The 14265-nt window shown below is 46.4% G+C and carries 12 protein-coding genes (1 of these 12 cut by a window edge); 6 read left to right on the plus strand and 6 right to left on the minus strand.

The genetic code is table 11. From position 1 onward, the window contains the following. Positions 1-6 precede the first annotated feature (6 nt). Genes ACYQ05_RS06890 through grxC form a run of 3 tightly spaced genes read right to left on the minus strand, consistent with a single transcriptional unit; the run spans position 7 to position 2260 of the window. Positions 7-1047: an NAD(P)H-dependent glycerol-3-phosphate dehydrogenase gene (locus ACYQ05_RS06890; protein WP_459819607.1), complete on the minus strand. Its 1041-nt coding sequence runs from the start codon at positions 1045-1047 to the stop codon at positions 7-9. A 5-nt stretch (positions 1048-1052) separates the two neighbouring features. Continuing rightward, positions 1053-1511 (minus strand): protein-export chaperone SecB, encoded by a 459-nt coding sequence (gene secB, locus ACYQ05_RS06895; RefSeq protein WP_459819609.1) that lies wholly within the window; start codon positions 1509-1511, stop codon positions 1053-1055. Next, positions 1508-2260 (minus strand): glutaredoxin 3, encoded by a 753-nt coding sequence (gene grxC / locus ACYQ05_RS06900; protein WP_459819610.1) that lies wholly within the window; start codon positions 2258-2260, stop codon positions 1508-1510. The genes secB and grxC overlap by 4 nt, the downstream gene beginning before the upstream one ends. A 93-nt stretch (positions 2261-2353) precedes the next feature. Between grxC and gpmI the strand changes: the two genes are divergently transcribed. From gpmI to ACYQ05_RS06920, 4 genes are all read left to right on the plus strand, one after another. Continuing rightward, the gene (gene gpmI / locus ACYQ05_RS06905) at positions 2354-3919 is read left to right on the plus strand and encodes a 2,3-bisphosphoglycerate-independent phosphoglycerate mutase (protein WP_459819612.1); all 1566 of its coding nucleotides are present in this window, start codon (positions 2354-2356) and stop codon (positions 3917-3919) included. A gap of 219 nt (positions 3920-4138) precedes the next feature. Continuing rightward, positions 4139-8620, plus strand: a complete 4482-nt coding sequence (gltB, locus tag ACYQ05_RS06910) for a glutamate synthase large subunit (protein WP_459819614.1) — start codon at positions 4139-4141, stop codon at positions 8618-8620. Positions 8621-8633: 13 nt separating this feature from the next. Continuing rightward, on the plus strand, positions 8634-10043 hold the full coding sequence (locus tag ACYQ05_RS06915) for an FAD-dependent oxidoreductase (RefSeq protein ID WP_459819616.1): 1410 nt from the start codon (positions 8634-8636) through the stop codon (positions 10041-10043). 45 nt (positions 10044-10088) lie between these two features. Continuing rightward, on the plus strand, positions 10089-10475 hold the full coding sequence (locus ACYQ05_RS06920) for a hypothetical protein (protein WP_459819618.1): 387 nt from the start codon (positions 10089-10091) through the stop codon (positions 10473-10475). 163 nt (positions 10476-10638) lie between these two features. Here the strand turns inward: ACYQ05_RS06920 and ACYQ05_RS06925 are convergent, their stop codons facing one another. Further along, complete coding sequence (locus ACYQ05_RS06925; RefSeq protein WP_459819620.1) at positions 10639-11739, minus strand: flavodoxin domain-containing protein; 1101 nt, start codon at positions 11737-11739, stop codon at positions 10639-10641. Between the two features lie 38 nt (positions 11740-11777). After that, entirely contained in the window at positions 11778-12287 is a 510-nt protein-coding gene (locus ACYQ05_RS06930; RefSeq protein WP_459819622.1) for a hypothetical protein, read from the minus strand. A 99-nt stretch (positions 12288-12386) separates the two neighbouring features. Between ACYQ05_RS06930 and nfo the strand changes: the two genes are divergently transcribed. After that, on the plus strand, positions 12387-13226 hold the full coding sequence (gene nfo, locus ACYQ05_RS06935; protein WP_459819624.1) for a deoxyribonuclease IV: 840 nt from the start codon (positions 12387-12389) through the stop codon (positions 13224-13226). A 70-nt stretch (positions 13227-13296) separates the two neighbouring features. Then, positions 13297-13938: an orotate phosphoribosyltransferase gene (pyrE, locus tag ACYQ05_RS06940; protein WP_459819626.1), complete on the plus strand. Its 642-nt coding sequence runs from the start codon at positions 13297-13299 to the stop codon at positions 13936-13938. Here pyrE and ACYQ05_RS06945 read toward each other — a convergent pair. Further along, positions 13925-14265 carry the 3' portion of a LexA family protein gene (locus tag ACYQ05_RS06945; RefSeq protein ID WP_459819628.1) on the minus strand. The gene runs 244 nt beyond the window's last position, so 341 of the gene's 585 nt are visible here — the last part of the coding sequence; its start codon lies beyond the right edge, outside the window — the gene reads right to left on this strand; it ends in the stop codon at positions 13925-13927. The two genes, pyrE and ACYQ05_RS06945, sit on opposite strands and share 14 nt — an antisense overlap.

Raw genomic sequence — 14265 nt, forward strand, 5'->3', positions numbered from 1 at the left:
TGTCTGTTATTCAATAACGTGTTCGGTTTTACTCTCTCGCGCCAGCAGCTGTTGCACCGCTTGCTGGGGCGTCATCTGATGGGTAACGAGTTGATAGACCTGTTCCATAATGGGAAGATCCAGCGCTTTTTGATCCGCAATTTGTTTCACAATTTTGACCGCCTTCGCCCCTTCAACCACTTGTCCAATCTGTTTTTGAATCTGATTGGGATCCCCACCATTTTCAGTTTGATAGGCTTTTGCTAATTCTAAACCAAAACGGCGATTTCGAGATAGGTTGTCGGTGCAAGTGAGGACCAAATCTCCCAGTCCTGTCAGTCCCATTAGGGTTTCTGCTTGGCCGCCTAAGGCTTGGCCAAATCGCATCATTTCAGCCATGCCTCGAGAGATTAATGCCGCACGTGCATTGGCCCCGAGTGCCAGTCCATCACTGACACCCGTGGCAATGGCAATAATATTTTTATAGGCGCCGCCCACTTCCACGCCTGCCATATCCAGTTGGGTGTAGATACGAAAATTCCCATAATGAAACACTTGTCGCCAGTAATCTGCTTCTGCTTGTTGAAAAGCCGCACTGACCATCGCAGTGGGGAGTCCTTTGGCCACTTCTTCGGCAAAAGTCGGGCCAGAAAGGACGGCAATGGGGGCGTTCTCGCCTAATGTTTGCTGAGCCAATTCGTGAAGCAGTTGACAGCTGTCGGGATCAAAGCCTTTGGTGGCCCAGGCGATATGAGGGGGCAGTTGGGGATAGGCGTCTTTGATTTTAAGCATGGTTTGCCGGAAGGCATCACTGGGGACAACAATTAAGATGCTGTCAGGACTGGGCATTTGAGCCATTTCGGCGGTGACGGTCAAGTTTTGTGGAAAAGGTATTCCGGGGAGATAGCGGGTATTTTCTCCCGCCAATTGCATCTGTTCAGCGTGGGTCAGGCTGTGAGACCAGAGTTTGACCTGTTGTCCAGCGCGTGCTAAATGGATGGCGAGCGCCGTCCCCCAAGCGCCAGCACCTAAAACCAGAATGTGTTGTGGCTGGACAGAAGTGCGCATTTTATTTATTGAGCGTTTTGCGCTTGCTCTTCTAAGTGGCTGAGGTACATGGTATCGAAATTGACCGGTTCAAGCAGCAGTGGTGGGAAGCCGGCACGCATCACAAGCTCGGAGATGGCTTCACGTGCATAAGGGAACAGGACATTCGGACATTGAGCGCCAAGAAGATATGCGATCTCATCTTCTGCATAACCAATTATGGTGAAGATGCCGGCTTGTTCCACTTCGCATAGAACAGCAACCTCTTCACCAACTTTAGTTGTGGTTGTCACGCGAATGGCCACATGGTAAATCCCATTTTCAGCATCCAATGCGGTGCTTTCGACATTGAGATCGACCTCTAAAGCAGGTTGAAACTCTTGCATGAAGATGGCAGGGGCATGAGGCGACTCTAAGGAAGCATTTTTAAGGTAGATCTTTTGAATTTGAAAGATTTGTTCAGGTTGGTTAGTTTGTGCACTCATGATTTGATTTCCTCTAATAGTTTGTCTAATTGCCCACTGCGATCTGCGGCAGCTAAGTCATCATAACCACCCACATGGTGATTACCGATAAAGATTTGGGGCACCGTATTGCGCCCGGATTTGGCTTGCATTTCTGCCCAAAGTTCAGCATCTCGGCCAACATTGATCACTTCATACTCAACCCCTTTTGAGTTCAGCAGGTTTTTCGCCATCATGCAATAAGGGCAGGTGCTGGTGAGATAGACTGTAATTTGTTTTGACATGGAGGTGTTCTCGTTTTTGTTGTTTGCTGGATGGGTTACTTTTTTTTTTGCGCCTTTCTTTTTGGCATTTTGCGGCTGATTGATGGGTAGGCCGGCTGCTTTCCACGCCAAAATACCGCCGCGCAAATTATACACTTGAGTAAAGCCGTGTTTGCTTAAAATCCCTGCCGCTTTTGCAGAGCGTGCGCCCGTTTGACAGTAAACCACAATCGGTTTCTCTTTATAGGCCTCAAGTTTGGAAAGCTGACTTTCAAAATTTGAGATAGGCATCAATTGGGCATCGCCAATGCGACCGCTTTTGTATTCGGCCTCGGTGCGTACATCAATCAGTTTTGCACCATCATTATATAGACGTGTCGCCTCTTCAGGGGAAACGCTTTGAAAGCCGCTAAGCTTATCCCCAAGGTAGCTATACGCCAACATAATGATGATGACGCCCAAGGCGATAAATAGCCAAATATTTTGTGTCACAAATTCCATAAACATTTTGTGTCTTTTCCTATTCAATGAAAACGGTGTGATTTTAACAGCGAAAACCGCTACAATGAATCGTATTTAGAAAAAATTTGAGGAAAAAAGATGTCAAATGTCCATAAGCTTAAACATCGTCCAGTCGGATTGTTGATTTTAGATGGTTGGGGTTATCGAGAAGAGACTGAGGCCAACGCGATTGCGCAAGCCAATACCCCTAATTGGGACAAACTTTATGCTGAGCACCCACACACCCTTATTCATACTTCAGGTCTTGCAGTGGGGCTCCCTGAAGGGCAAATGGGGAACTCTGAAGTAGGCCATATGAATTTAGGGGCCGGTCGAGTGGTCTATCAAGAGCTGACTCGCATTCAAAAAGACATTGATGATGGTCGCTTTTTCCAAAACAATGCACTTCTAGAGGCAGTGGATGCCGCGGCGGATCGGGGCCATGCGGTGCACATTTTAGGGCTGCTGTCTGATGGTGGTGTGCATTCGCATATCGATCATATTAAAGCAGCGGTCAAACTTGCTGTAGAGCGCGGCGCGGAAGTTTTTGTGCACGCTTTTACGGATGGCCGAGATACGGCGCCGCAAAGTGCGATCGGTTATATTGAAGCGCTTGAAGACTATATGGATCAAATTGGCGGTGGTCGCATTGCCAGTGTGACCGGTCGTTACTACGCGTTAGATCGAGACAATCGCTGGGATCGTGTGCAAAAGGCTTATGATGTGATTACCTGTGGGGTCAGTGAGTATAATGCGACCAGTGCCGTCGAAGCGGTGGAAAAAGCCTATGCTCGTGGTGAAACCGATGAATTTATCCAAGCGACAGAGATTTTGACCGAAAAAGGGGATCGCACCCAAGTGAAAGATGGGGATTCGGTGATTTTTATGAACTTCCGTTCAGATCGTGCCCGTCAATTGACGCGTGCCTTTATTGAGGAAGATTTTGGCGATTTCCATCGTTGTGCAACTCCGGTTTTATCAGCCTTTGTCACCTTGACGGAATACAATAAGAACTTTGAAAGATTTGGTGCATTGGTCGCCTATCGGCCAACCAAGCTTCGCAACACCTTTGGAGAATATATTGCGAAAAAAGGTCTTAAGCAGCTTCGCATTGCAGAAACCGAGAAGTATGCGCATGTGACCTTCTTCTTTAATGGCGGCGTCGAGTCACCGAATGAAAATGAAGTGCGGGTCTTGATCAATTCGCCTCAAGTGAAAACCTACGATTTACAGCCAGAGATGAGCTTGCCGGAACTGACAGAGAAGTTGACTGCGGCGATTCGTTCTGGTGAGTTTGATGCCTTTATTTGTAATATTGCCAACCCAGATATGGTGGGGCATACCGGAAATATCGAAGCCTGTATTCAGGCGGTTGAAGCAGTCGATCGTGCTTTAGGAGAGATTGTTTCGGTCATGGAAGAAGTGGGCGGTGAAATGTTGGTAACCGCCGATCATGGCAATATGGAGATGTTGATTGACCCAGAAACGGGCAAGCCACTCACCTCGCATACCACTTGTCCTGTGCCGTTGGTTTATGTGGGGCATGAGAATTGCCAATTAAGAGAAGGCGGAATTTTGGCGGACATCGCACCGACGCTATTGGATATGATGGGCTTAGAGAAGCCGGAACAAATGACGGGTGAGTCCCTCTGCATTCATCAATAAAAGCGCATTTGGCTTTTACTGAACGCACATATTGTGCTAAATTTGATGGTGTTGAAATTTAAGGCAAACCCGCCTATAATTTCGCACCATTTTTGTTTTTTCTGGGCGTAGGAATGTTTCGCCTTTTAATCACCCTGATCAACAAAAGCGTTTTCTTTCAAAGTGTTATGAACGCTGTCCCTTTCAAAGAAAATGTTTTATCAACAGGACAAATAACTTATGAACACAATAAAAACCTTGCAAGGTCTTTACCTGCCAGAATTTGAAACCGAAAACTGCGGTTTTGGATTGATTGCACAAATGGATGATAAAGCCAGCCACTGGGTGGTCGAAACCGCTATTGAATCGCTTTCTAATATGACTCACCGTGGTGGAGTTGCAGCGGATTGCTGCACGGGAGATGGCTGTGGGCTTTTGATTAAAAAGCCTCAAACATTCCTAGCCAAAGAAGCGGACCGTTTAGGGTTTACGCTGGCAGAAACCTATGCAGTGGGGATGGTGTTCTTAAGTCAAGATCCACAAAAGGCAGAGAAAGCGCGACAAACCTTAGAACAGTTCCTAAAAAATAAAGGCCTAACCGTTTTAGGATGGCGTGAAGTGCCTGTTGATTCCACGATTTTAGGGGCGCAAGCTGCGGGCATGGAGCCCAAAATTGAACAGATTTTTGTTAATGCGCCAGCGGGTATGAGTGAAGCAGATTTTAACCGCTTGTTGTTTGTTGCGCGCCGTAAAACCGAGATCGCGATTGAGCCAGAAGATTCTGATTTTTACATCGCCTCTTTGAACAGTCAACTGCTCTCCTATAAAGGCTTGGTGATGCCGAAAGAGCTGCCCAAATACTATTTAGATTTGGTGGACCCAGATTTTGAGTCTTCTTCAATCTCTTATCATCAGCGTTTTTCAACCAATACCATGCCACAATGGCGGTTAGCCCAACCTTTCCGCTTCCTAGCGCATAATGGTGAGCTTAATACCATTCGTGGTAACCGTAATTGGGCCGTTGCGCGACAAAAGAAATTTCAAACACCCTTGATTCCTGATTTGGGTGAGTTGCGTCCTCTGGTGGCACAAGAAGGTTCCGATTCCAACAGTTTAGACAATATGTTGGAAGTGTTGATGATGGGAGACATGTCAGTTTTCCAAGCCCTGCGTCTATTAATTCCGCCTGCTTGGCAGAATATACCGCATATGGATCCAGATTTGCGTGCTTTCCTAGAGTATAACTCCATGCATATGGAGCCTTGGGACGGGCCAGCAGGAATGGTGATTAATACCGGTAAATACGCCATCTGTGGTGTGGATCGTAATGGTCTAAGACCCACCCGTTATGTGATTACCAAAGATCGCCATATCACTTTTGCTTCAGAAATAGGGGTCTATCCTTATTCGCCTGAAGAGGTGGTAGAGAAAGGACGTTTGAAGCCAGGGCAAGTGATTGCGGTCGATCTGGAAACGGGTACATTATTGAAACCAGAAGCGATCGATGATCAACTTAAAAATGCCAAGCCTTATCGTCAGTGGATGGATCAAGGTTATCAGCACTTGGAAGAACAGCTGAATGAGGAAGTCGCTCCAGCGGAGTGGGATGAAAAGACCACCGATATTTATCAAAAATATTTCCAACTCACTTTTGAAGAACGTGACCAGATTGTACGGGTTTTAGCTGAAGCTGGGCAAGAAGCCGTTGGTTCAATGGGGGATGATGCGCCTCTACCCGTATTCTCACATAAGGTGCGCTCTGTCTATGACTATTTCCGTCAGATGTTTGCCCAGGTGACAAACCCACCTATTGACCCTTTGCGTGAAAATATTGTCATGTCCCTCAATACCTGCTTTGGACGCGAGCAGAATCTCTTTGAAGAAGGGCCAGAGCATGCGAAGCGTCTGGAAACAAAATCCCCTATTTTGAGCACACGCATGATGCAGCAGTTGCTCAATCTAGAGGACGAAGCTTATCGCAATCAGGTGATTTCTCTGCACTATGCACCCAGCGAAATGAATCTTGAGCAAGCGGTACGTCGTGTGACCGATGAAGCGGTGGCTGCTGTGAAGTCGGGTGTAACCTTATTGATTTTAAGCGATGCCGCTTTGCAAGAAGATAAAATCAGTGTGCATGCCGCCATGGCTACGGGTGCAGTCCATCATCGGTTGATTGCAGAAGGGTTGCGTACAGAGGCCAATATTATTGTAGAAACCGGCACGGCCCGTGATCCTCATCATTTTGCAGTCCTCTTTGGTTATGGTGCGACGGCAGTTTATCCTTATCTGGCCTATGAAAGCATTATGGATATGTTGCGCACCAAAGAGTTGGATAGCAAAAAGTCTTTGCAGCAATACATTAAAAATTACCGTTATGGGATTGAAAAAGGCTTATTCAAAATTCTATCGAAGATGGGGATCAGTACTATTGCCTCTTATCGCGGCGCTCAGTTGTTTGAAGCAGTCGGGTTGGCCACAGAAGTGGTGGATCTCTGTTTTAAAGGCACGCCCACGCGAATTGAAGGGACGAAGTTTGAGCATTTAGAGCAAGACTTTATTCAACTCCATAAAGAAGCCTTTAACCCTCGTAAGCCTTTACAACAAGGGGGCTTGTTGAAGTTTGTTTATGGTGGAGAGTATCACGCTTATAACCCGGATGTCGTCAATTATCTGCGCCAAGCCGTTCAGTTAGGCGATCAAAATGCCTATAACAAATTCCGCGACTTAGTGAATAATCGTCCTGCAATGACCATTCGTGACCTCTTGACCTTTAAAGAGGGAATTCAGCCAATTGAACTGGATGAAGTGGAGCCGGTCGAATCGATTTTTAAACGTTTTGACAGTGCGGGTATTTCCTTAGGAGCCTTATCACCAGAGGCGCATGAGACTTTGGCCGTGGCGATGAACCGTTTGGGTGCACGCTCCAATTCAGGGGAAGGTGCGGAAGATCCAGCGCGTTATGGCACAGAAAAGATGTCGAAAATTAAGCAGGTGGCATCAGGTCGTTTTGGTGTCACTGCGCACTATTTACGCAATGCGGAAGTCATTCAGATCAAGGTCGCCCAAGGTGCCAAACCTGGTGAAGGGGGTCAACTGCCCGGCCATAAGGTTGATTTGACCATTGCTAAGCTGCGCCATTCCGTACCTGGAGTGACGTTAATTTCGCCACCGCCACATCATGATATTTATTCGATTGAAGATCTGGCGCAGCTTATTTTTGACTTAAAGCAGGTGAATCCTGATGCCTTGATTTCCGTAAAATTGGTTGCTGAACCCGGTGTGGGGACCATTGCTGCAGGGGTGGCCAAAGCCTATGCGGATCTGATTACCATTTCCGGCTATGACGGCGGTACCGGTGCGAGTCCAATCACTTCGGTCAAATATGCAGGGAACCCATTTGAAATGGGCTTGGCAGAAGCGCATCAAGTATTGCGAGCCAATGATTTACGTGGTCAAGTGATTCTGCAAGCCGATGGCGGCTTAAAAACGGGATTGGATGTGATTAAAGCCGCAATTCTAGGTGCAGAATCTTTTGGTTTTGGGACGGCACCGATGGTGGCTTTAGGCTGTAAATATCTACGTATCTGCCATCTGAATACCTGTGCAGTGGGCGTTGCCACGCAAGATGAGCGCCTGCGGAAAGAGCACTTTATTGGTAAGGTTGAGATGGTGATGAACTATTTCCGCTTTGTCGCAGAAGAAACTCGTATGTGGTTGGCGAAGTTAGGTGTGCGCTCACTCGGTGAATTGGTTGGCCGTGTCGACCTGTTGAAGGTGATTGAAGAACCTTTAACGGATAAACAGAAAAATATCGACTTAAGTGCCTTTATTACAGATGGTGGCGTGCCTGAAGAGAAACCGCATACCGTTCAAGTCAATCGGAATGATCCTTGGGATAAAGGCCATCTTGCGGAAGAGATGGTGCAAACAGTAATGCCGGCCATAGAAGAAAAGTTAGGCGGTATTTATCACTTTGAATTAGTGAATACGGCACGTTCGATTGGTGGCCGGATTGCTGGGGAAATTGCACAGCGCTATGGCAATCATGGCATGAAAGATGCGCCCATTACTTTAAAATTGACGGGTGTAGCGGGCCAGTCATTCGGAGTCTTTAATGTAGATGGCTTGAATCTGCATTTAGAAGGGGATGCCAATGACTATGTAGGTAAAGGCATGGCTGGGGGTGAGATTGTGATTCGTCCACCCGCAAACAGTCAGTTTGACCCACATGTCACCCCTATTGTTGGTAACACCTGTCTCTATGGCGCAACGGGTGGTAAGTTGTTTGCGAATGGGACAGGCGGTGAACGCTTTGGTGTCCGTAATTCAGGTGCCATTGCGGTGGTAGAAGGGCTGGGTGACCACGGCTGTGAGTACATGACCGGTGGCACCATTGTGAGCCTGGGTGATGTCGGTGTTAACTTTGGTGCAGGGATGTCAGGCGGGCTGGCTTTTGTCCTAGATCAAAACCGAACTTTGCCTGATAAATTGAACACTGAAATGGTTGAGGCCATTCGCATTGATACTGAAGCGACCGAGCCTTATCGTGAGTATTTGAAATCTCTGATTAAAGTGCATGTCGAAAAAACGCAGAGTGCATGGGGACAAACGATCTTAAACGACTTTAGCCGATATCTGCCAGATTTTTGGTTAATTAAGTCTCGCGCGATAAGTGTGGAAGAACTCTATAACCTGTTTGTTGAAGGCAGAGATGTCGCATAAAGGAAGTTGAATCATGGGAAATGTTAGACAATTTTTAGAACTCAATCGCCAGCTTCCAGAAAAAAAGGATGCGGCAGAGCGTAAACACTCTTTTGAAGAGATTTATTTACCCTTTGATCCTGCTATGGCGATGGCTCAAGCAGATCGTTGTTTGCATTGTGGGAACCCATACTGTGAATGGGCCTGTCCAGTGCATAACTATATCCCCAACTGGCTCAAGTTGGTGGGGGAAGGCAATATTATGGAAGCGGTGGAGATTTCGCACAAAACCAACTCTCTGCCAGAAATGTGTGGCCGTATCTGTCCTCAAGATCGCCTTTGTGAACAAGCGTGTACTTTAGAAGATACCAACTTTGGTGCGGTGACCATCGGAGCCATTGAAAAATACATTACCGATACCGCCATTGAAAATGGCTGGAGACCCGACCTTTCAGAGGTGACGATGACCGATAAGACGGTCGCCATTGTCGGTGCAGGACCTGCAGGGCTAGCCTGTGCGGATGTGCTGATTCGAAATGGTGTGAAGCCGGTGGTATTTGATAAGCATCCAGAGATTGGGGGGCTATTGACCTTTGGAATCCCACAATTTAAATTGGATAAAGATGTGGTCAAGCGTCGTCGGGCCATTTTGGAAGGTATGGGCGTTGAATTTAAGCTCAATACCGAAATTGGCAAAGATATCCCGTTTGAAACCTTAGTGAATGAATATGATGCAGTATTCCTTGGTATGGGGACTTATAAGCCGATGGCAGGCCGTTTCCCAGGTGAAGATCTGCCAGGGGTGTATAAAGCGCTGGATTACTTAATTGGTAATGTAAAACATGAATTAGGACTGCCACAAACCCCTGAACCCTATGTCAGCATGAAAGGCAAGCGTGTGGTTGTGCTGGGTGGCGGAGATACCACTATGGACTGTACCCGAACAGCCATTCGACAAGGTGCGAAAGAGGTCTATTGTGTCTATCGTCGTGATGAAGCCAATATGCCAGGCTCTAAAGCGGAAGTACGCAACGCGAAAGAAGAGGGCGTAGAATTTAAATTTAATTTAGCGCCCGTGGAAGTGATCGGTGATGGCAAGGTAGAGGGCATTAAGGTCATTCAAACGCGTTTAGGGGAGCCGGATGAAAACGGGCGCCGTCGTCCGGAAACCGTTCCGGGTTCAGAGTATGTTATTGAGTGTGATGCAGTCGTTGTCGCCTTCGGTTTTCAGCCCAATCCACCTGCCTGGTTAAAAGCGTTTGGTGTTGAGCTGACGGATTGGGAGACCGTCAAGGCATCGGCCGACAGTCCCTATCCTTTCCAAACGACCCATCCGAAAATTTTTGCTGGGGGGGATATGGTGAGAGGCTCAAGCCTTGTCGTGCATGCCATTAATGAGGCCAGACAGGCTGCAAATGGTATTTTAGAGATGCTTGAGGTATAAACTTAATTATAAATCTCGAATTAAACCTTTGAGAGGGAAGTGAAAATGGCATATAAGAAGGCCGGACAGTTATCTGTTCCCAGCACTGAATTTGGTGTGATTCCTAACCTTCTTAAAATGCCGCCAGATCAAATGAAAAGAGAGCTGGCAAAAACGCATCCTAATACACTCGCCTTGAAATTGATGCAATATCCAGAAGATGATGTGGCTAAAATTGCTGCGGCTTTAGATCCCAAGCGGCGTAAAGCGCTGCTTGAGACGCTAAAAATCCTGCGCGGAGAGCACATTAAGAAGGCGAGCAAAGCGTCGATCAGTAAACAGCTGGTTGCCATACTCTCTTTAAAACCCTTTCATCTTCACTATAAAAAAATTCTGACCGCTTTGATTCTTGCGTTACTGATCCTTTATTTTTCTTTGGGGCAGCTCCCTTAATATGAGACCTTTGCACGAGATGATTCTACGACTAAAAATGGCTAAAATTTCCCCTATCGTTGTTGGAAAACTTGGCAATAGCTCTGGCTATTACCTGCGTTTCCCGCCTAGATATGGAAAATTTTTTCTCATTTTTAGCTCGCAGCTCACTCATGCAAAGGTCTCAATACACATCTAACTGCAGCTGTTTCTGCTGTTTCATCTTTTGCAGCGTTGCGATGGCAGCTTCGGCTGTGATGCCCGCTTCTTGTTGTAGAATTTGACTGAGTGCGTTTTCAACCGCTGGGGCGAGTTTCTCCTTACTGCCAAAAACATATAATTGAGCGCCCTGCTGGATCCATTGATATATCGGTCGTTTATTTTCCAGTAATCGATGCTGGACATAAATTTTGTCAGCTTGGTCTCTAGAAAAGGCGGTGGTGAGTTTAAGTAGCCCAGAAGCTTGCCACTGCTGAAGCTTGTCTTGACAGAGGAAAGTGGTCTGTTGGTGGGTTTCTCCAAAAAAGAGCCAATTGGGCCCAGTTGTGACTCCGGCTTGGTGTTGCGCGGCTCTTTCCACCATAAACCCGATAAAAGGGGCTAAACCGACACCAGCAGCAATCATAATAATGGGGGTGTGAGGGTCGTCAGGTAACTTAAAGTTGCGATTGGCGATTAAATTGCCAGGCAGGGTGTCACCGATATTCATGTGTGCGATGGCAGTGGATGTCACACCATAATGGACTCTGTTATGGCTTTGGTACTGTACCTGTCGGATTAACAGTCGCACTTGGTTTGCCATTTCTTTCTGGCTGGAAGCAATCGAGTAATAGCGAGGCGCTAAAGGCATTAAGAGCTGTAGAAAGTCGAGTTTTAGTTCGGTGAGTTTTGGAAATTGCTCCAGTAGATCTAAAATATCCCTGCCATAAGCATATTGCATCATCGCTTGACGGTCGGGCCATTGCATGCCCGCCAGTTTGTCAGGATATTGACGCTGTAATTTATTCAAAATGGCGGGGTTGACGACGCTCAATTCTAAATGTTGGGTGAGCGCCTCTGTGACGCTGACTTTGCCTATGCGCCTAAGTTCTATCGATTCATCGCCGCTTAAACCGAGCTTTTGCTGAATTTCGGTTACTAACTCCGCGCGGTTATTGGCTTTTAGAGTGAGCCAGTCGCCCGGAGCATAATCGACCGGTTCACTGTATTGAAAAGTGACGCACCAGACCGTTTTTTCTGCTTGAGGGGTAAGATTCTGTTTTTCGATCAGTTGCAATTGCATCATAAAGCCCTGTATGAAAAGGGCTTCATTATGCGATGGCTTTAAAAGGCATGCAAGAGCTTTTGCGCCAGAACTGAAATCCAAGGTGCCGTCGCAAGAATGGTGACCCCGGCAAACAGACCTGAAATGACCCCAATGCCGACCAAAGGTAGAACACTGTTTTGTTGGAGTTCAATTTTTTTCATCTGCTTTTCTAAATCAGAGAACAGATCAATCTGTTTTTTGAGTAGTCCATTTAAGGTTTTGATCTGTTTAAAGAGCAGTTTTTGTTCTTTTTCCAATTTGCTATGGGCATCACTGGTTTGTTTATCAACTTGACGCATCTGTTGAGCCAATTGCCCAATGGAAGCATCCATCTGTTTAACCAAGTTTTCAATGACGGTTTTATCTTGCTTAAGCCATTCATAATCCGGCTCTAGCATATCTTCCATGCCTAGGGATTCAAGATCTTCGGAGATGTCTTGGCCACTGGCATGTTTTCGTTTTAAAGCTTGTTCAAGGAGTAAGCTTTTTGAGCTTAAGGGTTCAACTTGTCGTAAATCAATTGCCATGATGGTTTCCTCTTGTGTTTTGATTTTGTCAAATATTTGACATGTTCTGTTTCTGTTATAATGCCTAGAACATAAACCATGCCAATTTTGGGAAGAGTGATGAAATATATCGGAGCGCATGTTTCTGCGGCTGGAGGGGTCGAAAATGCGCCTTTGCGAGCCCATGAAATTGGGGCAACAGCATTTGGGCTATTTACTAAAAACCAGCGCCAATGGCAGGCCAAACCGCTGAGTCAACAGAGTATTGAAGCCTTTAAACATAACTGCCAACGTTTTGGGTTTACCTCTAAGCAAATTTTGCCTCATGATAGCTATTTAATTAATCTTGGGCATCCTGAGGTGGATAAGCGTCAAAAGTCACTTGATGCTTTTATTGACGAATTGCAGCGGTGTGAACAATTAGGGATTGATCGACTCAATTTTCATCCAGGCAGTCACTTGCGATTAATCAGTGAAGAGGCCTGTATGGATCTGATTGCTGAAAGTCTGAATTTTGCCTTGTCGCAAACGCAAGGGGTGACAGCAGTGTTGGAGAATACAGCTGGACAGGGCTCTAACTTAGGGTATCGTTTTGAGCAGCTGGCCTATATTATTGAGCGGGTAGAAGATCAATCGAGAGTAGGCGTTTGTATTGATACGTGTCATGCTTATGCAGCTGGTTATGATTTAAAAAATGACTATGAAGGGGTGATGCAGCAGTTTGCAGAAGTGGTCGGGTTTGACTATCTGAAAGGCATGCATTTAAATGACTCTAAAGCTGAATTAGGCGCCCGGGTGGATCGTCATCATAGTTTAGGACAGGGCGAGCTCGGTTGGGCACCTTTTAAAAAACTGATGCAAGATCCGCGTATTGATGAAATTCCCATGATTTTAGAAACCATTAATCCCGATTTGTGGCCTGAGGAAATTGCGCAGTTGAAATCCTTTGCCAACGGTTAAGCCATCCAGTGTTCACCCTAGTGGACATGGTACAATCGTTTTGATTATTTAGAAAAGAGTGAAGTCAGTTATGAATAAATCTGCATTTATTGATTTTATTATGCAAGCCGGCGTATTGAAATTGGGCGCGTTTACCTTGAAATCGGGACGTCAGAGCCCCTATTTTTTTAATGCAGGGCTGTTTAATTCCGGCGGACAGTTGGCAAAGCTTGCAGAGGGCTATGCGGCGACCATTGCCGAGCAGAAAGTGGATTATGATATTCTGTTTGGCCCTGCTTATAAAGGGATCCCACTTGCCGCGACCACAGCGGTCAGTTTGGCGAAAGATTTTGGCATAGATAAACCCTATGCCTTTAACCGAAAAGAGGCCAAAGACCATGGTGAAGGGGGTAATATTGTCGGTCACCCTCTGCAGGGTAAGGTGTTAATTATTGATGATGTGATTACCGCTGGGACCGCCATTCGGGAAGCTATAGAGATTATTCAGCAGAATGGGGCAGAACCTTGCGGGGTTGTAGTGGCCTTGGATCGCATGGAAAAAGGGCAGGGGGAATTGTCGGCCATTCAAGAAGTTGAACGCGATTATGGCTTGCCCGTCTATAGCATTATTAATTTAAATGATATTATCGATTATTTAGCCGCCGCAGGACAAACCGACTTTTTACAGGCGATGAAAAATTATCGCCAGCAGTACGGGGTTAAAACTGACTGATGGTGGCGGTGACAACCCCCCAGATCATCACATCACTCTCTTCCTTTATAGGAATTGGCGGGTAATCATCATTTTCAGGCACGAGCCAAGCGCCTGTGCTTTTGATGCTTAGGCGTTTTACGGTGAGCTCACCATTCAGGGCGGCAATGACGATTTTGCCATCGGTGGGCTCCATACTTTTGTCTACAATCAGCAGGTCACCATCCATAATTCCTGCATTTTTCATCGAATCCCCTTGGACTTTTAGAATAAAGGTCGCCTCTTTATTTTGGATAAGGTAATCATTTAGATCGAGCTGTGCCTCGATATAATCCTCCGCAGGACTGG

Source organism: Galenea microaerophila (assembly GCF_054657255.1).